This window comes from Stenotrophomonas sp. NPDC077461 (assembly GCF_049545475.1).
GTDB lineage: Bacteria > Pseudomonadota > Gammaproteobacteria > Xanthomonadales > Xanthomonadaceae > Stenotrophomonas > Stenotrophomonas nematodicola.
In genome coordinates, this window is record NZ_JBMWDO010000002.1 from 371,880 (window position 1) to 388,650 (window position 16,771).

Annotated in this window: 22 protein-coding genes; 8 read left to right on the forward strand and 14 right to left on the reverse strand. The window is 67.7% G+C overall.

The genetic code is table 11. From position 1 onward, the window contains the following. Positions 1 to 183: 183 nt before the first annotated feature. On the forward strand, positions 184 to 666 hold the full coding sequence (locus ACPEH8_RS06295; protein WP_017355362.1) for a glutathione peroxidase: 483 nt from the start codon (positions 184 to 186) through the stop codon (positions 664 to 666). Positions 667 to 670: 4 nt separating this feature from the next. On the opposite strand, the gene ACPEH8_RS06300 is transcribed toward ACPEH8_RS06295, so the two are convergent. The 5 genes from ACPEH8_RS06300 to ACPEH8_RS06320 form a co-directional block, all read right to left on the reverse strand. Next, positions 671 to 1,210: a TlpA family protein disulfide reductase gene (locus ACPEH8_RS06300; protein WP_153165367.1), complete on the reverse strand. Its 540-nt coding sequence runs from the start codon at positions 1,208 to 1,210 to the stop codon at positions 671 to 673. A 27-nt stretch (positions 1,211 to 1,237) separates the two neighbouring features. After that, complete coding sequence (locus ACPEH8_RS06305; RefSeq protein WP_017355364.1) at positions 1,238 to 2,017, reverse strand: ferredoxin--NADP reductase; 780 nt, start codon at positions 2,015 to 2,017, stop codon at positions 1,238 to 1,240. Positions 2,018 to 2,109: 92 nt separating this feature from the next. After that, on the reverse strand, positions 2,110 to 3,981 hold the full coding sequence (locus ACPEH8_RS06310) for an ABC transporter ATP-binding protein (RefSeq protein ID WP_136003328.1): 1,872 nt from the start codon (positions 3,979 to 3,981) through the stop codon (positions 2,110 to 2,112). A gap of 131 nt (positions 3,982 to 4,112) precedes the next feature. After that, positions 4,113 to 4,556 (reverse strand): carboxymuconolactone decarboxylase family protein, encoded by a 444-nt coding sequence (locus ACPEH8_RS06315; protein ID WP_136003330.1) that lies wholly within the window; start codon positions 4,554 to 4,556, stop codon positions 4,113 to 4,115. 35 nt (positions 4,557 to 4,591) lie between these two features. Beyond that, positions 4,592 to 5,488: an RNA polymerase sigma-70 factor gene (locus ACPEH8_RS06320; protein ID WP_136003332.1), complete on the reverse strand. Its 897-nt coding sequence runs from the start codon at positions 5,486 to 5,488 to the stop codon at positions 4,592 to 4,594. Positions 5,489 to 5,675: 187 nt separating this feature from the next. On the opposite strand from ACPEH8_RS06320, the gene ACPEH8_RS06325 reads away from it, so the two are divergent. Next, positions 5,676 to 7,193 (forward strand): fumarate hydratase, encoded by a 1,518-nt coding sequence (locus tag ACPEH8_RS06325; protein ID WP_017356363.1) that lies wholly within the window; start codon positions 5,676 to 5,678, stop codon positions 7,191 to 7,193. A 34-nt stretch (positions 7,194 to 7,227) separates the two neighbouring features. Here ACPEH8_RS06325 and ACPEH8_RS06330 read toward each other — a convergent pair whose 3' ends face one another. Next, entirely contained in the window at positions 7,228 to 7,776 is a 549-nt protein-coding gene (locus ACPEH8_RS06330; protein WP_136003334.1) for an acyl-CoA thioesterase, read from the reverse strand. A 118-nt stretch (positions 7,777 to 7,894) separates the two neighbouring features. Here ACPEH8_RS06330 and ACPEH8_RS06335 point away from each other — a divergent pair, with 118 nt between their 5' ends. Continuing rightward, positions 7,895 to 8,470: a TetR/AcrR family transcriptional regulator gene (locus ACPEH8_RS06335; protein ID WP_423666307.1), complete on the forward strand. Its 576-nt coding sequence runs from the start codon at positions 7,895 to 7,897 to the stop codon at positions 8,468 to 8,470. Positions 8,471 to 8,491: 21 nt separating this feature from the next. Here ACPEH8_RS06335 and ACPEH8_RS06340 read toward each other — a convergent pair whose 3' ends face one another. Next, on the reverse strand, positions 8,492 to 9,127 hold the full coding sequence (locus ACPEH8_RS06340) for a LysE family translocator (RefSeq protein WP_166473204.1): 636 nt from the start codon (positions 9,125 to 9,127) through the stop codon (positions 8,492 to 8,494). 173 nt (positions 9,128 to 9,300) lie between these two features. On the opposite strand from ACPEH8_RS06340, the gene ACPEH8_RS06345 reads away from it, so the two are divergent. The 3 genes from ACPEH8_RS06345 to ACPEH8_RS06355 are packed head-to-tail and all read left to right on the forward strand — an operon-like array spanning position 9,301 to position 10,721. Then, the gene (locus tag ACPEH8_RS06345; protein WP_136003339.1) at positions 9,301 to 9,936 is read left to right on the forward strand and encodes a glutathione S-transferase family protein; all 636 of its coding nucleotides are present in this window, start codon (positions 9,301 to 9,303) and stop codon (positions 9,934 to 9,936) included. A gap of 57 nt (positions 9,937 to 9,993) precedes the next feature. Next, positions 9,994 to 10,356 (forward strand): hypothetical protein, encoded by a 363-nt coding sequence (locus ACPEH8_RS06350; RefSeq protein ID WP_136003340.1) that lies wholly within the window; start codon positions 9,994 to 9,996, stop codon positions 10,354 to 10,356. Positions 10,357 to 10,388: 32 nt separating this feature from the next. After that, the gene (locus ACPEH8_RS06355; protein ID WP_165699835.1) at positions 10,389 to 10,721 is read left to right on the forward strand and encodes a hypothetical protein; all 333 of its coding nucleotides are present in this window, start codon (positions 10,389 to 10,391) and stop codon (positions 10,719 to 10,721) included. 27 nt (positions 10,722 to 10,748) lie between these two features. Here ACPEH8_RS06355 and arsC read toward each other — a convergent pair whose 3' ends face one another. The 3 genes from arsC to ACPEH8_RS06370 form a co-directional block, all read right to left on the reverse strand. Continuing rightward, the gene (gene arsC / locus ACPEH8_RS06360) at positions 10,749 to 11,099 is read right to left on the reverse strand and encodes an arsenate reductase (glutaredoxin) (RefSeq protein WP_136003342.1); all 351 of its coding nucleotides are present in this window, start codon (positions 11,097 to 11,099) and stop codon (positions 10,749 to 10,751) included. Beyond that, positions 11,099 to 12,265, reverse strand: a complete 1,167-nt coding sequence (locus tag ACPEH8_RS06365) for a phospholipase A (RefSeq protein WP_136003344.1) — start codon at positions 12,263 to 12,265, stop codon at positions 11,099 to 11,101. Before ACPEH8_RS06365 ends, arsC begins: the two co-directional genes overlap by 1 nt. 142 nt (positions 12,266 to 12,407) lie before the next feature. Next, positions 12,408 to 12,893: a DUF456 domain-containing protein gene (locus ACPEH8_RS06370; protein WP_136003346.1), complete on the reverse strand. Its 486-nt coding sequence runs from the start codon at positions 12,891 to 12,893 to the stop codon at positions 12,408 to 12,410. A gap of 237 nt (positions 12,894 to 13,130) precedes the next feature. Here ACPEH8_RS06370 and ACPEH8_RS06375 point away from each other — a divergent pair, with 237 nt between their 5' ends. Then, on the forward strand, positions 13,131 to 13,340 hold the full coding sequence (locus ACPEH8_RS06375) for a cold-shock protein (RefSeq protein WP_136003348.1): 210 nt from the start codon (positions 13,131 to 13,133) through the stop codon (positions 13,338 to 13,340). Between the two features lie 73 nt (positions 13,341 to 13,413). Here ACPEH8_RS06375 and ACPEH8_RS06380 read toward each other — a convergent pair whose 3' ends face one another. Then, the gene (locus tag ACPEH8_RS06380; protein WP_136003349.1) at positions 13,414 to 13,899 is read right to left on the reverse strand and encodes a glycine zipper 2TM domain-containing protein; all 486 of its coding nucleotides are present in this window, start codon (positions 13,897 to 13,899) and stop codon (positions 13,414 to 13,416) included. 118 nt (positions 13,900 to 14,017) lie between these two features. Then, on the reverse strand, positions 14,018 to 14,458 hold the full coding sequence (locus tag ACPEH8_RS06385) for a cytochrome c (protein WP_136003351.1): 441 nt from the start codon (positions 14,456 to 14,458) through the stop codon (positions 14,018 to 14,020). 95 nt (positions 14,459 to 14,553) lie between these two features. Here ACPEH8_RS06385 and ACPEH8_RS06390 point away from each other — a divergent pair, with 95 nt between their 5' ends. Continuing rightward, positions 14,554 to 15,351: a tRNA threonylcarbamoyladenosine dehydratase gene (locus ACPEH8_RS06390; RefSeq protein WP_136003352.1), complete on the forward strand. Its 798-nt coding sequence runs from the start codon at positions 14,554 to 14,556 to the stop codon at positions 15,349 to 15,351. 328 nt (positions 15,352 to 15,679) lie between these two features. Here ACPEH8_RS06390 and ACPEH8_RS06395 read toward each other — a convergent pair whose 3' ends face one another. Both ACPEH8_RS06395 and ACPEH8_RS06400 read right to left on the reverse strand, forming a co-directional pair. Then, positions 15,680 to 16,441, reverse strand: a complete 762-nt coding sequence (locus ACPEH8_RS06395) for a TatD family hydrolase (protein ID WP_423666309.1) — start codon at positions 16,439 to 16,441, stop codon at positions 15,680 to 15,682. After that, the gene (locus ACPEH8_RS06400) at positions 16,438 to 16,662 is read right to left on the reverse strand and encodes a DUF6116 family protein (RefSeq protein WP_313161308.1); all 225 of its coding nucleotides are present in this window, start codon (positions 16,660 to 16,662) and stop codon (positions 16,438 to 16,440) included. The genes ACPEH8_RS06395 and ACPEH8_RS06400 overlap by 4 nt, the downstream gene beginning before the upstream one ends. Positions 16,663 to 16,771: the final 109 nt, after the last annotated feature.

Sequence of the window (16,771 nt, forward strand, 5' to 3'; positions counted from 1 at the left end):
GATTCTCCGGTCAGACAAGTGCCCGAGATTACCGCGATGTGAGGGGCCCGGGCTTGTGTCGAAAGACATGGCATGCGGGCGTGCGGCGGCGGCGGCGGTGAGGTTGCCGCCGGGCGCGGGCCGGGTCGGGCCGCGCCAACCCGCACGGCGCTAAGATGCCGGTTTCCGCAGGAGCCGCCGTCCATGACCACCGCCTTTGATTTTTCGTTCGTGGATCTCTCGGGCCAGCCCCAGGCGCTGGAGCAGTATCGGGGCAAGGTGCTGCTGCTGGTGAACGTGGCGAGCAAGTGCGGGTTTACACCGCAGTACGAGGGCCTGGAGGCGCTGTGGCGCGAGTTCGGGTCGCGCGGGCTGGTGGTGATCGGGTTTCCCTGCGACCAGTTCGGGCACCAGGAGCCGGGCAATGCGGCCGAGATCGCCCAGTTCTGTTCGCTGACCTATGCGGTCGATTTTCCGTTGTCGGACAAGGTCGCGGTCAACGGGCCGGCGGCGCATCCGCTGTGGCAGTGGCTGAAGGCAGAGAAGTCCGGGGTGCTGGGAACGCGCGGGATCAAATGGAACTTCAGCAAGTTCCTCGTCGGACGCGATGGACAGGTGCTGGCGCGGTACGCGCCGACGGATACGCCGGCGTCGCTGCGCGGGGATATCGAGGCGGCGCTGGGCTGAGCAGTCAGCCGCCAGCCCGGCGGTTGCGGACCTCGTCGGGCAGCAGGGCGGTGATTTCCTCGAGGATCTTCGGCAGGGCCTGTTCAGAGTAGCCCCGGTGGACGTGGGCCACGCGGCCGTCATGGTCGAGGACGAACATGTGCGGCAGGGCTTCGATGCCGTACTGGTCGGAGACCAGGCCGCGGCTGTCGTGGATCCAGGTCAGCGGCGGCGACTTGCGACCGCGGGCGATGGCCAGGAAGTCCGCGCGCGGTTCTTTGACGTTGACCGCAAACACCTGCAGGGCGTCGGTGCCGACGATGTCCTGCAACTGGCCGAGCACCGGCAGTTCCTTGCGGCACGGGCCGCACCAGGACGCCCAGAAGGTCACGATGACGACCTTGCCGCGATGGGCGGCCAGGTCGACAGGTTCGCCCTGGCGGTCCTTGCCGAGCAGCTGGGGCGGCAGGTCGCCGGCCTTGGGCGGCTCGGCGGTGGCGGCGCTGGCGCCCAGGCTGATCGCGAGCAGCAGGCACGCGAGGGCGGGGCGGATCATCGTGATCATCGGCAATGCTTCCTTGCGCGGGCGCGCTTATTTTTCCACGAAGGCGCGTTCGAACACGTAGTGGCCGGGCGTACCGATGCGCGGGGACGTCTGGAAGCCGCGGGCATCGAGGACGCTGCGCAGGTCGGCCAGCATCTGCGGGCTGCCGCAGATCATGGCGCGATCGTTTTCCGGGTCCAGCGGCGGCAGGCCGAGGGTCTTCTGCATCTCGCCGCTTTCCATCAACGAGGTCAGGCGGCCCTGGTTCGGGAACGGCTCACGGGTGACGGCCGGGTAGTACAGCAGTTTCTCGCCGATCATCTCGCCGAGGAATTCGTGCTCGCGCAGTTCCTTCTCGAACAGGTCGCGGTAGGCCAGGTCCTTTTCGAAACGCACGCCGTGGGTGAGGATCACCTTGTCGAAGCGCTCGTAGGTTTCCGGGTCCTTGATCACCGACAGCCAGGGTGCCAGGCCGGTGCCGGTGCCCAGCAGGTACAGGTGCTTGCCCGGGTGCAGGTCGCTGATCAGCAGGGTGCCGGTGGGCTTCTTGCCGACCAGGACCTTGTCGCCTGGTTTGATGTGCTGCAGGCGCGAGGTCAGCGGCCCGTCCTGCACCTTGATGCTGAAGAACTCCAGGTTCTCTTCCCAGTTGGCGCTGGCGATCGAATACGCGCGCAGCAGCGGGCGCGTGTCGGTTTCCAGGCCGATCATCACGAACTGGCCGTTCTCGAAGCGGAAACCGCTGTCGCGGGTCGTGGTGAAGCTGAAGTAGGCGTCGGTCCAGTGACGGACCTCAAGCACCGTTTCGGCGCCGAAAGCGGAAGACATGGGGGTGGGGTCTGATCTGTGTTGTCCCGCCCAGTTTATCTCAAATGAGATAAATTCTCATTGACTGGCCGGAAACGCATGCGGAAGGGGCCTCAACGATACCCGGCAGCCTGCAGCTCGAACAACTCGGCGTAGCGGCCGCCTTCAGCCATCAGCTGGGCATGGGTGCCGCTGGCCTCGATGCGGCCGCCGGCCAGCACCAGGATGCGGTCGGCCATGCGTACTGACGAAAAGCGGTGCGAGATCAGCACGGCGGTACGGTTGTCGGACAGCTCCTTGAAGCGCTGGAAGACCTCGAACTCGCTGCGCGCGTCAAGCGCGGCGGTCGGTTCGTCGAGGATCATCACCTGCGCGTCGCGCATGTAGGCGCGGGCGATGGCGATCTTCTGCCACTGGCCACCGGACAGGTCCATGCCCAGTTTGAAGCGGCGCCCGATCAGCTGGTCATAGCCGCCGGGCAGGCCGGCAATGACCTCGTCGGCCATGCCGCGACGGGCCGCATCGCGGATCCGCGCCTGATCGCCCATCGCCTCGACCAGGCCGACGCCGATGTTCTCGCCGGCGCTGAGGTTGTAGCGCACGAAGTCCTGGAAAATCACGCCCATGTTGGCGCGCAGGTCGTCCAGGTCGTAGTCGCGCAGGTCGCGCCCGTCCAGCAGGATGCGGCCTTCGTCCGGGTCGTACAGGCGCGCCAGCAGCTTGACCAGGGTGGTCTTGCCGGCGCCGTTCTCGCCGACCAGGGCCAGCACTTCGCCGGCGCGCAGCTCGAAGTCGAGATGGCGTACGGCCCATTGCCCGGCATCGGGGTAGCGGAAGCCGACGTTCTCGAACACAAAGCCCTGGGTGATCGGCTGCGGGATGGCGATGGCATCGGCGCGCGAGTGGATCTCCGGCTGGATCTGGAAGAAGGAGAACAGGTCGTCCAGGTACAGCGCCTGCCCGGCTACCTGCGAGAAGCCGATCAGCAGGCCCTCCAGCAGCTGGCGCAGGCGCAGGAAGCTGCCGGCCAGGAAGGTGAGGTCGCCGATGGAGAAATCGCCGCGTACGGTGCGCCAGGCGATGTAGGCGTAGGCGGCGTAGTAACCGAGCGTACCCAGCGCGGCCAGCAGGGTGCCCCAGAACGCGCGCCGCCGCGCCAGCGCGCGGTTGGCGCGGAAGAACCTGTCGGCCAGGGTCTTGTAGCGGTCGATCAGGAAGCGGTGGAGGTTGAAGATTTTCACCTCCTTGGCCGTTTCCACGCTGGCCCCGATCTGGCGCAGGTACTCCAGCTGGCGGCGCTCGGGCGTCCACTGGAAGTTGAGGCTGTAGCCGGCCGCGTTGAAGTGCGATTCGCCGATGAACGCCGGCACCAGCGCCACGGCCAGCAGCAGGATCAGCCACGGCGCATACACCAGCAGGCCTACCGCGAGGCTGGCCACGGTGATGCTGTCCTGCACCTGGCCGAACAGCTGGCTCATCAGGTTCATCCGGCCCATCGTCTGGCGGCGCGCGCGATCAAGCTTGTCCTGCAGGTCGGGGTCCTCGAAGTCTTCCAGGTCCAGCTCGGCAGCGTGTTCCATCAGCCGGACGCTGGTGACGTTGGTGAACAGTTCCGAGAGCAGTGTGTCGGCGTAGTTGACCAGGCGGCCAAGCAGATCGGACACGATCGCCAGGCCGAACTCCAACGCCAGCAGGCCGAGCAGCGGGTTGAGCAGGCCGCTGGACAGCGCCTCGCCGAACGGCGGGAACCCGGCTTCGTGCTGGCTCAGGTGCAGGGCCGCATCGATGATCAGCTTGCCCACGTACAGCATCGACACCGGCAGCAAGGCGCGGATCAGGCGCAGGCCCAGGCTGGCGCTGGCCAGTGCGGGACTGGTCTGCCAGACCTGGCGCAGGAAGGGGGGCAGGTTGCGCATCGCCTGGAAGCGTTCGCGCAGGCTCGGGTTCTTCTGGCCGGGAGTGCCGGCAGCGGGGGAGGCGGGCATGGGCGCTATTGTGCGCGCCTGCGCCGTGGCGGAACGATGAATGCGGTGCAATCCCGCCTCACCCTGCGGATATCGCGATGCAAGGCGTGCACCGTGCAGTGCCGGCCAGCGGCCGGCACTGCCGGGATCTCTTACGGCAGCGGCGGCAGCAGTCCGGCGCCGAGGCGGTTCCAGGCGTTGATCACCGCGATGCCCATGCTCAGGTCGCTGATGCCCTTCTCGTCGAAATGCGGCGTCAGTGCCTCGAACGCCGCGTCGGAGGGTGCACCGTCGGGCAGGCGGGTCAGCGCTTCGGCCCAGCCCAGCGCGGCGCGTTCGCGCGCGTCGAAGAAGCGGCTTTCATGCCACGCCGGCAGGGTGTCCAGTTTGCGCGGCTCGATGCCGCCCTTGCGCAGCGCGGTGCCGTGCATGTCCATGCAGTAGCCGCAGCCGTTGATCTGTGACACGCGCAGGAACACCAGTTCCATCAGCGTGGGATCGACCGGGCTGTCATGCACGGCCTTGCTGGTGGCGAGCAGGCCCTTGAACGCGTCGGCGGCCAGGCGGGTGTAGGGAACGCGGGGAGAAGCGGACATCGTGGACTCCGTGACGGCCCCGATGGCCGTCTTCATCAGGAGGACGCGGCAGCGTGGCGCGCTGTGACAACCGCGCCGAGCTTGTCCGGATTCAACACGCTCAGCACCCGCACGATGCGCCCGTCGTCCACGGTGACGGTGGTGACCGAATGCAGATGCCCGTCGTCGAACCGCAGGATCGCCGGCTCGCCGTTGACCCAGCCGATGCGCCCGGGGTGCGAGCCGTTGCGGCGGGCGATGGCCCAGAACAGCTGGGCGATGCGCTCGGCGCCCAGCAGCGGGCGGATAGCGGCGGTCACCCGTCCGCCGCCGTCGGACACCATCTCCGCATTGGCGTGCAGCAGCGACAGGATCGCGGCCTGGTCCCCCTGTTCCGTGGCCTGCATGAAGCGCTCCAGCAGCGTGCGGTGCTGCGCGGCGCTGACCGCGAAGCGCGGCCGCCCGGTCTGCAGGCGCTGCCGCGCGCGATGCACCAGCTGGCGGCAGTTGGCCGGGGTGTGGTCGAGCAGCGGGGCGATCTCGGGGTAGTCGTAGTCGAACACGTCCTTGAGCAGGAAGGCGGCGCGCTCGTCGGGTCTGAGCTGCTCCAGCAGCGCCAGGAAGGCCACCGAGACATCGTCGGCGTGGGCATGGCGCTGCGCCGGGTCGTGCATCGGATCCGGGTCGAGGGCGATCTCCAGCGGTTCGGGCAGCCACGGGCCGACATAGTCGATGCGCGCGTTGCGCGCGGCCCGCAGGCGGTCCAGCCCCAGCCGGGTGGTGGCGGTGACCAGCCAGCCTTCCGGGTCCCGGATGGCAGTGGTGTCGGCCCCCTGCCAGCGCAGCCAGGCGTCCTGGACCACGTCCTCAGCGTCGCTGCGGCTGCCCAGCAGTCGGTAGGCGAGGGCAAACAGGCGCGGGCGATGGGTCTGGAAGGTATCGGGGGTGTGCATGCAGGGAGGACGCCGCAGCGGGCGCTGCCGTGACAGGAGGTTGGGGGTTGTCACTGTGCCTCAAATCGCAGGGTTGCGAGTCATTCTCACCCGTGGCTCCGGTCGGCACGCGGGGGCGGCATCGGTGGACCGCTGGGGGTAAAATGGAGGGCTAACCCCCCGCCAGCCTCCAGCAAGCGAGCAAGTCGTGACATCGATCAAGCAGGAAGACCTCATCCAGTCCATCGCCGACGCGCTGCAGTACATCTCGTACTACCACCCGGTCGACTACATCAAGAGCCTGGCCGCAGCCTACGAGCGCGAAGAGTCGCCGGCCGCCAAGGAGGCGATGGCCCAGATCCTGATCAACTCGCGCATGTGCGCCGAAGGCCATCGGCCGATCTGCCAGGACACCGGCATCGTCACCGTGTTCCTGGAAATCGGCATGAACGTGCGCTGGGACGACGCCACGATGGGCGTGGAAGACATGGCCAATGAAGGCGTGCGCCGGGCCTACAACCACCCGGACAACAAGCTGCGCGCCTCGGTCCTGGCCGATCCGGCCGGCAAGCGCGTCAACACCAGGGACAACACCCCGGGCGTGGTCAACGTCAAGGTCGTGCCGGGCGACACCGTCGAGGTGATCGTCGCGGCCAAGGGGGGCGGCTCGGAAGCCAAGTCCAAGTTCGCCATGCTCAACCCGTCCGATTCGATCGTGGACTGGGTGCTCAAGACCGTGCCGACGATGGGGGCTGGCTGGTGCCCGCCGGGCATGCTCGGCATCGGCATCGGCGGCACCGCCGAGAAGGCGATGCTGCTGGCCAAGGAATCGCTGATGGAGCCGATCGACATCAACGACCTCAAGGCGCGCGGCGCCTCCAACCGGGCCGAAGAACTGCGCCTGGAACTGTTCGACAAGGTCAATGCGCTGGGTATCGGCGCGCAGGGCCTGGGGGGCTTGACCACGGTGCTGGACATCAAGGTCAAGGACTTCCCGACCCACGCCGCCAATCTGCCGGTGGCGATGATCCCGAACTGTGCGGCGACCCGCCATGCGCACTTCACCCTGGACGGCAGCGGCCCGGTGATGCTGGACCCGCCGTCGCTGGAAGACTGGCCGCAGATCACGTACGACGCCTCCAAGGGCACCCGCGTCGACCTGGATACGATCACCCCGGAAGACGTGGCCAGCTGGACCCCGGGCCAGACCCTGCTGCTCAACGGCAAGCTGCTCACCGGGCGCGATGCCGCGCACAAGCGCATGGTGGAGATGCTGGACAAGGGCGAGCCGCTGCCGGTCGACCTCAAGGGCCGCTTCATCTACTACGTGGGCCCGGTCGATCCGGTGCGCGACGAAGTGGTGGGCCCGGCCGGCCCGACGACTGCTACCCGCATGGACAAGTTCACCCGCCAGGTGCTGGAGCAGACCGGCCTGCTGGGCATGGTCGGCAAGGCCGAACGCGGCCCGGCGGCAATCGAGGCGATCCGCGACAACAAGTCCGCCTATCTGATGGCGGTCGGCGGGTCGGCGTACCTGGTGTCCAAGGCGATCAAGGCGGCCAAGGTGGTCGGCTTTGCGGACCTGGGCATGGAGGCGATCTACGAGTTCACCGTGCAGGACATGCCGGTCACCGTGGCCGTCGACGCCACCGGCGAGTCGGTGCACATCACCGGGCCGCGCGAATGGCAGGCCCGCATCGGCAGCATTCCGGTGGTCGTTGCCTGATCCAGCGGGGTGCCGGCCACCGGCCGGCACCCCGTTACAGCGCGCCGTCGCCCTTCATTGAGGCGTCCAGGTCCAGCAAGGCCTGGGCGGGGTCGTTCAAGGGCGGTGAAACCGCATCGCACACCCCGACCGCGCCGAGCAGGTCCTCGGCGCTGACGAAACGGCGTGCCCGACGATCGTAGAACCCGGCCAGCAGCAGGGCGCGGGTGGCGACCACCTCATCGTTGCCGATCAGTACACGCTGCTGCATCACCATCCGCGCGTCCTGCCAGCCGAGGACGCGGGTTTCCAGAGTGAAGGACTGGAACAGCTTCAACTCCCGTCGGAATCGTACCGCCCCGGCACCGACGATCGGCGCCCATCGGTTGCGCAGGGCGGCCCGTCCGATGCCATTGCGCAGGATCAGGTCGATGCGGCCAAGGTCGAACAGCGTCCAGTAGCGGCCGTTGTTCATGTGGCCGTTGACATCCAGGTCGTTGAGCCACACCCGCGAGCGGATCCGCGAGATCCCGTCCGGGGCCGACAGCCGCGGACGCCACAAGGAGCTCAGCAGCAGCCACAGCAGCCGGAACCAGAGATTCATGCCGGAACGCCGGAAGGGCGGGGCAGAGCGGAGGTGCGGCGCATGGAGGCTCCGAATATGACGAGTGTAATAGTCAATTACGGTAGGCTATGACGACTGTCATGGCAAGGGTCACCGCATGCGCAATCGACACACCAATCCGCGTGGGCGCGTGGTCGTGGCCGCCGTGGAGATGCTGGCCCGGCATGGCCTCAATGCCACCAGCATCCGTGAGATGACCAAGCGCGCCGAGGCGCCGCTGGGCTCCACCTACCATCACTTCCCGGGCGGCAAGCAGCAGGTGGTGGTGGAGGCGATCGAGCTCGCCGGTGCGCACGTCGGTGCGCGTCTGGAGCGGCACCTGCAGGACGGGGCGCTTGCCGGGCTGCGTGCCAATCTGGCGGCGTGGCGGCAGAGCCTGATCGCCACCGAGTTCCGCCGCGGCTGCCCGGTGATGGGTGTGGCGGTGGAGGAGCCGATCGACGACATCGCCGTGGAGGCGCTGGATGCCGCCGCCGCCGCGTTCGGCGACTGGCAGCGCCGGCTGGCCGCCGCGTTGCAGGTGCATGGCCACGCGCCGGCCGCTGCGGCGCGGCTGGCCACCCTGATCATCGCCAGCGTTGAAGGGGCCATCGTGATGTGCCGGGCGCAGCGGAGCATTGAACCCTTCGACCACGTTGCCGCGCAGCTGGAGGCACTGGTCGCCACGCCCTGAACATTGCGGCGGGGGCGGCGCTCAGCGTCGCGCGTCGAACAGCATGCGCAGGGCAAGGCCGCCGAGTACTGTGCCCATCACCGCGCGCTGCAGCGCCTGCCAGCGCGGCCGGTCGGCCAGAAAGGCGGCCATGCCGCCGGCCACGCCCACGATCAGCGCGTTGACCCCCAGGCTGATGGCGATCTGCAGCGACCCCAGCGCCATCGATTGCAGTGCAACGCTGCCGTGTCCGCCGGGCTGGATGAACTGTGGCAGGAGCGACAGGTACATCACCGCGATCTTCGGGTTCAACAGGCTGGTCAGCAGCCCCATCGCGAACAGGCGCGGTGGGCGGTCAGGTGACAGCGCACGCACCTGGAACGGCGAACGGCCACCGGGGCGCAGCGCCTGCCAGGCCAGGTACAGCAGATACAGCGCACCGGCAATGCGGAGTGCGTCGTAGGCATACGGCACGGCCATCAGCAGCGCGGTCAGACCCAGCGTGGCGCAGGCCAGGTAGGTCATGAATCCCACCGCGATGCCACTCAGCGAGATCCAGCCCGCCACCCGCCCCTGTCTGACCGAGCGCGAAATCAGGTAGACCATGTTGGGGCCCGGTGTGAGCACCATCACCAGTGCGACCAGAGCGAAGGCGAGCAGGGCGGAGGCGTCCGGCATGGTGCTGTACCGTGGAGAAGAACGGGCGAGGCGGCACATGCTAGGCGGCGGCATCGGGCGCCGACAGCGACAGTCCCCTGCAATGTCGCGTGGCATCTGTACCCGGTCGGCGCGGCATCGCATCGGCCGGCGCCGCAGCGCATACTCGGCGTTTTCCCCGACAGGCAGCGCCCATGCAGATCACCCTCTACGGTTCGCCCAGCACCGCATCGCTGGTGGTGCACTGGCTGCTGCTGGAACTGGCGTTGCCGCATGAACTGGTGCTGCTGGATTTCGAGGCGCGCGAACACAAGACGGCCGACTACCTCGCGCTGAACCCGGCCGGCGTGGTGCCCACGCTGGTGCTGGACGGCCAGGTGCTGACCGAAGCGGCGGCGATCGCGCTGCACCTGGCCGATCTGCACCCGCAGGCGGGCCTGCTGCCGCCGGTGGGGAGTGCCTCCCGTGCCGAGGCCTACCGCTGGATGTTCTGGTGCGCCAACAGCGTGCAGCCGGCATATCGGGCGTGGTTCTACGCACATGAAATGGCCGGCGCGGCGCATGTTGAAGCGACCCGGCGGCACGCGCGCGAACGCCTTGAAGCGGCGTGGCAGCGGTTGGCCGATCACGTGGAAGCGAGCGGCCCGTACATGCTCGGCGAGCAGGTGAGCGTGGTGGATTTCATGGTGGTGATGCTGCTGCGCTGGTCGCGCGGCATGCCGGCACCGAGTGATCGCTGGCCGGTACTGAAGGCCTACGCAGACCGGCTCAAGGCGCGACCGGCATTTGTCGAGGTGTACCGCCGCGAAGGCATCACCGACTGGCGTTGAGGCGCGGCAGCCCCGCGCGTATTTGCTACAGTCGGGGCGCCATCATGGAGGATCGGAATGCGCTGGACTGCGGTGCTGTGGTGTGTGGGCGTGTTCGCCCTTGCGGGGTGCCGGTCGTATGAGATCGAGCGCCCCACCACGCCGGCCGGCACGGCATGCATGGTCCCCTGCGACGCGCAGGCGTTGCGCTGCTCCACCGATGCGCGTCTGGAGGCCGAGAGCAGCCACGCGATGTGCCTGGCCGGCCAGGAACGCCTGCAGGACCGCTGCTCGGGATACGCCAGCGACAGCGAACGGCGTCGCTGCGAAAGCGCCAATGGCGGTGCGGCCTGCCTGCCTCCCTCGCCCGACACGTCGGCCTGCACCCAGCGCTGGGAGCGCTGCGCGCTGGCGTGTGGCGGGCGCATGATCGAACGCTGACCCTCCCTTCGACGGAAACAAGGAGCACGCCCATGTCACGGAACGTCTGCATGCTGGTGCTGTCACTGCTGCTGGCCGGTTGTGCCAGCAGCGGCGACCCTGCCGCCGACACCGGGTTCACCGCCGGCGCGCAGTGCGCGATGCAGTGCCAGGCCAGTTACCGCAGCTGCATGGCCACGCCGAAGGAAATCCACGACCGCAGTTGCGAGCAGCAGATGGCACCGCAGCCGGACAAGCGCTGCAAGGACATCCAGCATCCCGAGCTGCGCCGCTCCTGCGAGCTCAAGGCGCACGCGTGTCAACAGAGTGGCGTGCAGATCGGCTGCGAAGAGCGGCGTTCGTCGTGCATGTCCGGGTGCGGCTGACCCCGCAGGCAGGCCGCCGGCCGGTGGCTACGCGAGCAGGTCGCGCACCGTTTCCGGCGGGCGGCACAGCCGCGTACCGCGCGGGGTTTCCACGATGGGGCGGTTGATCAGTGCCGGATGGGCAGCCATTGCGTCGATCAGGGCGGCATCGTCCAGGGTCGGATCATCCAGCCCCAGGTCGGTGTATGCCGCTTCCTTGCTGCGCAGCAGTGCGCGCGGGGCGATGCCCATGCGTGCGATCACGGCGGCCAGGGTCGTGCGGTCGGGCGGGGTGGCGAGGTAGTCCACAATCGTCGGTTCGATGCCTGCCTCGCGGATCAGCGCCAGTGCCCCGCGCGAGTTGCTGCAGCGCGGGTTGTGCCAGATCGTCACCGCCATCAGTACCACTCCAGCAGCGACACGCCCACGCCCACGTAGGTGGCCTTGTGGTTGTAGTCGATCATGCTCTCGCCGTAGCCGTCGAACACCTGTACGTGGCCGCGCAGCAGGTTGCTGATCGGAAACCCGTAATCGAGCTGCACCGCACCGTGCGAACGATCGCCGCCGCGCAGCGAGTGGCGCGCCATCAACGAGACTTCGTGGCCGTTGCGGTTCCAGGTCAGGGTGGCGTCGCCGCGGCCCATGTAATCCTCGATGTCCGGATTGTTGTCGTCCTTGCGGTCTTCCGGAATGCGGTACCACGGGCGCAGCACCAGCGCCCAGTTCTCGCGGTCCAGGCCGATGGTGGCGATCACCCGGTTCCAGCTGCGCGAGAGCGGGTCGGGGCGGCCGTTGGACATGTGGTTGAGGCTGATCCCGCTCATGCGACCGCGCCAGCCACCGATCGAGTAGCCGTTGCGGAACATCATCATCACTTCCGGTTCGTAATTGGTTTCGCGGAAGGGACGCGAGTTCTCGGCGTTGTAGGCCTGCCAGCGCGAGCTCTGGGTGTATCCGGCCCAGATGTCGCCGTTGTTGCCGAACACGTTCTCCACGATCTTGGTCTTGAAGCTGAGCTGGAACTTCAGTTCGTTGCTGTCCAGCAGCTGCGGCGTGGTGACCGTGTTGGCCGGGTTGGGCGATTGCGGCGTCTGGTTCTTGTCGCTGGTCCAGAACGCCGGCAGCAGGTACACCGGCTTGTAGGCGCGCAGCTGGAAGGCGCCGAGCTTGGAGTCCTGGGCCAGTTCCCAGCGGCTGTCCAGCAGCGAGCCCTTGCCCGCGTTGGCCAGGGCAGCCTGGTGGCCATCGTTCTGGAACAGTTCGCCGAAGCGCTGCTTGACCCGCTGCCCCGTGGGCGCATCGGCATCGGCGCTGCGGGCGGCCTGGCGTTCCTCGCGGCGCGCCTGCTGGGCCGCCGTGGCGGCCGCATCGGCGGCCACGGTGACGCCGCGGGTGTGGCCGAACAGCGTGTCGTAACAGGCCAGTCGCGCGGCGTCGGTGTCCACCAGCGCACAGGCTTCCGGTGAGGCCGGGGTCGGCGCCGCCTCCTGCGCGGCCAGCGGCAGGCTGGTGGCAGAGGCGGCCAGGGCCAGGAACAACGCGGAACGGGGGAGCGGAAGGGTCATGAACACGGGGCCAGGTGACAAATAGTGAATGGGATTGCCGCCACAGTGTCGCCGGTGCTCTGTTTTCATGCCAGCGCGCGGCCATCACCTGCTGCTGCGACGTTATGCCCGGCGACGACGTGGCGAGGGTGTGAAAGCGCCTTCAGAAAAACCACGCGAACGCGAACAGGCCGAGCATCGCGATGGCCAGCGCCAGCTTCAATGCCACGCCCAGCAGGATGCCCAGCCAGGTGGCCAGGCCGACCTTGGTCGAGCGGCCCAGTTCGCGGCCATGCCAGTACTCGCCAAGCAGGGCGCCGGCCAGCGGGCCGAGGAACAGCCCCAGCGGCATGAAGAACAGCCCCACGATGCTGCCGATGAACGTGCCCCACAGCGCCTTGCGGCTGGCCCCCACCCGTTTGGCGCCAACCACCGTGGCCAGGATGTCCACCGCGAAGGACAGGGCGGTGAGCAGCCCCAGCACGACCAGGGGCAGCCAGCCCACGTGCGCGAACCCGTCCACCCATGCCGCAAGCAGCAATCCGGCGAACACCAGCGGGATGCCGGGCAGCGCCGGCAGGATGACCCCGGCGATGCCGGCGAGCACCAGCAGGATCGCTAGCAGATACAAGATGAATGAGAGGTCCATGCTGTCCAGTATGGTGTGGTAAATGGGGTTGACATCCGAAAGGTTTGCCAGTTGCTTTTTCGTTTTGCCCGGGTTAAGTTGAGGTCGCTGAGCTTGGCAAGGTCACCGTGGATCGTGGCCTGATGATGGTAGATCTTCCGGATCCGCTGCATCGTTGCACCTCGCTTCCCCCTTGCTGTCAGCCGCCCAACCAGGCGTATCCAACAACAAGAGCAGAGTCACCAGGGAGTGAGTGAGATGGCTGATCGTGAGACCGGTACTGTCAAGTGGTTCAATGATGCCAAGGGCTTCGGCTTCATCAGCCGTGAGAACGGCGAAGACGTGTTCGTGCATTTCCGCGCGATCCAGACCCAGGGCTTCAAAAGCCTGAAGGAAGGCCAGAAGGTCACCTTCACGGTTGTGCAGGGCCAGAAGGGCCTGCAGGCCGACGCTGTGGAACCGACCTGAGGTCGACCACGCGGCGGCACGAAAAAGGCCCGCGCAAGCGGGCCTTTTTCATGGTGCGGGCAGGCAGCGCCGATCAGCGCAGGATCACCTTGCCGTTGACCACGCGGACATAGGTGTTCTCGCGGATGCCGCCCAGATCGCGCTGGTTGACCACCACGGTACGGCCGTCATCCATGCGCACGGTGATGTCGAAGGTGTCGCTGGTGACGTTCTTCTGGATCTGGTTGCCGGCCAACGCACCACCCACGGCGCCCGCGGCGGCGGCGATGTTCTGGTTGCCCTTGCTGCCGCCGGTGTGATCGGAGATCTCATGGCCGGCGACGGCGCCGACGATACCGCCCAGGATCGCCCCGGTCGCGCTCGGCGCGGTGCGGCCCGATGCCACCTGGTTGATGCGGGTCACGATGCCGCAGTCGGCGCAGCGGTTCGTGTTGTAGTTGCCGCCGGAATTGCCGTAACCGTTGTTGTAACCACCGCCGCCGTAGCCCGGCGAGGTGGTGGCACAGCCAGCCAGGGCGACGGTAGCAACGGCAGCGGCGGCAATCAGTTGAATCTTCATGGTGTATCTCCTGGCCAGAGGGATGATCGAATGCGTCTGGTGCGCATGGAGCAGATCGTGTCCTGTGCAGCGTGAACAGCGTGCCAATCCCGGGCCGCCAGTGTGGCTGGAAGATGAATCAGCGGAAATCCTGGTGGCAGGCCTTGCAGTCGGTCTGGATCTTCTCCACCAGCGTGGCCATGCCCGGGCAGTCGGTCGGCGGTGCCGCCAACGCCTCGTTGAGCGTGGCGCGCAGGGCACTGGCGTGCTGCTGGAAGCCCTGGCTGTCCTTCAGGCCGGGAAAGGCCAGGTCCAGATCGTTGGACAGCGAGCGCAGCGTCTGCAGACGCGGCACGGTGTCGGCCAGGCTGCAGCGGTTCTGCGCCTGCGCGGCCTGCAGCAGCTCGACCTGGCGGTTCATCACATGCATCAGTGAATCCGGGAAGGGATCCTGCCGGGCCTGAATCGCACGCGAGACCATCACCGTGGCAATCAGCCCGATCACCAGCCCAAGCAGGCCTACGAACAGGTAACGGTAGGCGGCAGAGGGGCGGCGGGGCGGGGACGCGGGATCGTTCATGGTGAGGGCTTCCTTGAGGGTGGCTGCGGCGATGGTACGACGCGTCCTGTCCACGGCGCGTACCGGTACGGGGTCATGGGCCTTAAAATGTGCCGATGAATGACGTACTGCGCGAACGATTTGCCGGCATCGACCGGTTGTATGGGGTGGGCACCGTGGACCTGTTGTCGAGCCGCCGGGTGGCGGTGGTCGGCATGGGCGGCGTGGGCTCCTGGGTGGTCGAGGCACTGGCCCGCACGGCCGTGGGTCACCTGACCCTGATCGATGCCGACGACATCTGCGTGTCCAATACCAACCGCCAGTTGCCTGCCCTGGCCGGCCAGTACGGTCGCAACAAGGCCGAGGCGATGGCCGAGCGCTGCCGCGCGATCAATCCGGATATCAGCGTCGATGCGGTCGCCTCGTTCCTGACCGTGTCCAACATGGTCGAGTTGCTGGACCGTGATTTCGATCTGGTCATCGACGCCTGCGACAGCTTCCGGGTCAAGGTCGAAACCATCGCGTGGTGCCGCCGCCGCAAGCTGCCGATCCTGACCGTGGGCGCCGCCGGTGGCCGTACCGATCCCACCCTGGTGCGGATCCGTGACGTGTCGCGTACCGAGCACGACGCGATGATGGCGCTGATCCGCAAGAAGCTGCGCAGCGATTTCAATTTCCCGAAGAATGCCTCGCGGTACTTCGGCGTACCGGCGGTGTACTCGCTGGAAAACGTGAAGTACCCGCAGGCGGATGGCAGCGTGTGCGGCATCCGCCCGAACCTTGGCGCCGATGCGGCGCTGAAGCTGGATTGCGGCGCGGGCCTGGGGGCCGCCACCCACATCACCGGCGCCTTCGCGTTCGCCGCCGTCGGCAAGGCGCTGGACATGCTGCTGAAGAAGGCCGCAACCCGGTAGAGCCGGGCTCTGCCCGGCTGAAGAAGCCTGCGACCCCGTAGAGCCGGGCTCTGCCCGGCTGCCGCGCGACGTGGTATGCGGGTGTTCAGGCATTTCGGATCGTGCGCCAACGGCAGCCGGGCAGAGCCCGGCGCTACGGGGCTGGCGCGTGCTGGTGTTTCGGGTCGTACGCCAACGGCAGCCGGGCAGAGCCCGGCTCTACGGGGCTGGCGCGTGTTGGTGTTTCGGGTCGTGCGCCAACGGCAGCCGGGCAGAGCCCGGCTCTACGGGGCTGGCGCGTGTTGGTGTTTCGGATCGTACGCCAACGGCAGCCGGGCAGAGCCCGGCGCTACAGGGCGAACAGGCGGCGTGCGTTTGCGGTGGTCTGCGCGGCGATGTGCTCTGCTGGCTGGCCGCGCAGACGCGCCACCGTCTCCAGGATCACCGGCAAGCGCGCCGGCTCGTTGCGCTGGCCACGGATGCCCGCGTCGGGCTGGTCGGGAGCGTCGGTTTCCAGCAGCAGCTGCTCCAGCGGCATATGCGCGACCAGGCGCTGCAGGCGTTGGGCCCGTTGGTACGTCAGCGGGCCGCCGAGGCCCAGCAGGAAGCCCTGCGCGTGCAGCTGCGCGGCCTGCTCCGGGCTGCCAGGGAAACTGTGCACCACGCCGCGCAGACCGCCCACCTGTCTGATCGCGGCGATCACAGCGTCCACCGCACGGCGCGCATGCACGATCACCGGCAGGTCGAACTCGCGCGCCAGGCGTAGCTGGCCGAGGAAGTAGAACTGCTGTTGTTGCACGTCCAGCCCCTCCACGAAGAAGTCCAGGCCGCACTCGCCAACCGCGCACGGGCGCTCGCGCGTGATCCACGTGCGCAGTGCATCGAGATGTTCGGGCCGGTGCTGATCGAGGAACATCGGATGCAGCCCGTAGGCGGGATGCAAGCCGTCGCCGAGGCGGCAGGTCTCGCGCAGCACCGGCCAGCTGGCAGCCGTGACCGCCGGCACCACCTGCGTGCGCACGCCCGCAGCACGCGCGCGCTCGATCACCTGCAGCCGATCCCCGTCGAACTCGCCCGCGTCCAGATGGCAGTGGCTGTCGACCAGGTTCACGCGCGGCGTTTGGCGGGCAGCGGCGGCGGCGTCCGGTGGCCGCGTGTTTTCCAGTTGGCCAGCAGCAGCGTGCCCAGTCCCAGCAGAATCTCATCCACGAGCAGCACCGGGTCCGGGAGGAGCAGGCTCAACGCGAACAGCCCGGCGGTGAGCTTGAACAGGGTGGGGTAGCGCAGGTGGCGCGCCCATTCGAGCACGGGCAGCAACAGGGGATTGGCCATGACGCACTCCTCGACAGATGCTGTAAACGCTATCACGGGCCTTGCTGCGACAGAACCTGAATGGGGTAACGCGGTGTGCAGGGAATGTGGAGATTCCGTTCAGGCACGC

What these genes read in the sequence shown, in the direction of transcription:
- ACPEH8_RS06295 (WP_017355362.1), top strand. Translation starts at nt 184, where the DNA reads ATGACCACCGCCTTTGATTTTTCGTTCGTGGATCTCTCGGGCCAGCCC.
- ACPEH8_RS06300 (WP_153165367.1), bottom strand. Translation starts at nt 1,210, where the DNA reads ATGATCACGATGATCCGCCCCGCCCTCGCGTGCCTGCTGCTCGCGATC.
- ACPEH8_RS06305 (WP_017355364.1), bottom strand. Translation starts at nt 2,017, where the DNA reads ATGTCTTCCGCTTTCGGCGCCGAAACGGTGCTTGAGGTCCGTCACTGG.
- ACPEH8_RS06310 (WP_136003328.1), bottom strand. Translation starts at nt 3,981, where the DNA reads ATGCCCGCCTCCCCCGCTGCCGGCACTCCCGGCCAGAAGAACCCGAGC.
- ACPEH8_RS06315 (WP_136003330.1), bottom strand. Translation starts at nt 4,556, where the DNA reads ATGTCCGCTTCTCCCCGCGTTCCCTACACCCGCCTGGCCGCCGACGCG.
- ACPEH8_RS06320 (WP_136003332.1), bottom strand. Translation starts at nt 5,488, where the DNA reads ATGCACACCCCCGATACCTTCCAGACCCATCGCCCGCGCCTGTTTGCC.
- ACPEH8_RS06330 (WP_136003334.1), bottom strand. Translation starts at nt 7,776, where the DNA reads ATGAATCTCTGGTTCCGGCTGCTGTGGCTGCTGCTGAGCTCCTTGTGG.
- ACPEH8_RS06335 (WP_423666307.1), top strand. Translation starts at nt 7,895, where the DNA reads ATGCGCAATCGACACACCAATCCGCGTGGGCGCGTGGTCGTGGCCGCC.
- ACPEH8_RS06340 (WP_166473204.1), bottom strand. Translation starts at nt 9,127, where the DNA reads ATGCCGGACGCCTCCGCCCTGCTCGCCTTCGCTCTGGTCGCACTGGTG.
- ACPEH8_RS06345 (WP_136003339.1), top strand. Translation starts at nt 9,301, where the DNA reads ATGCAGATCACCCTCTACGGTTCGCCCAGCACCGCATCGCTGGTGGTG.
- ACPEH8_RS06350 (WP_136003340.1), top strand. Translation starts at nt 9,994, where the DNA reads ATGCGCTGGACTGCGGTGCTGTGGTGTGTGGGCGTGTTCGCCCTTGCG.
- ACPEH8_RS06355 (WP_165699835.1), top strand. Translation starts at nt 10,389, where the DNA reads ATGTCACGGAACGTCTGCATGCTGGTGCTGTCACTGCTGCTGGCCGGT.
- arsC (WP_136003342.1), bottom strand. Translation starts at nt 11,099, where the DNA reads ATGGCGGTGACGATCTGGCACAACCCGCGCTGCAGCAACTCGCGCGGG.
- ACPEH8_RS06365 (WP_136003344.1), bottom strand. Translation starts at nt 12,265, where the DNA reads ATGACCCTTCCGCTCCCCCGTTCCGCGTTGTTCCTGGCCCTGGCCGCC.
- ACPEH8_RS06370 (WP_136003346.1), bottom strand. Translation starts at nt 12,893, where the DNA reads ATGGACCTCTCATTCATCTTGTATCTGCTAGCGATCCTGCTGGTGCTC.
- ACPEH8_RS06375 (WP_136003348.1), top strand. Translation starts at nt 13,131, where the DNA reads ATGGCTGATCGTGAGACCGGTACTGTCAAGTGGTTCAATGATGCCAAG.
- ACPEH8_RS06380 (WP_136003349.1), bottom strand. Translation starts at nt 13,899, where the DNA reads ATGAAGATTCAACTGATTGCCGCCGCTGCCGTTGCTACCGTCGCCCTG.
- ACPEH8_RS06385 (WP_136003351.1), bottom strand. Translation starts at nt 14,458, where the DNA reads ATGAACGATCCCGCGTCCCCGCCCCGCCGCCCCTCTGCCGCCTACCGT.
- ACPEH8_RS06390 (WP_136003352.1), top strand. Translation starts at nt 14,554, where the DNA reads ATGAATGACGTACTGCGCGAACGATTTGCCGGCATCGACCGGTTGTAT.
- ACPEH8_RS06400 (WP_313161308.1), bottom strand. Translation starts at nt 16,662, where the DNA reads ATGGCCAATCCCCTGTTGCTGCCCGTGCTCGAATGGGCGCGCCACCTG.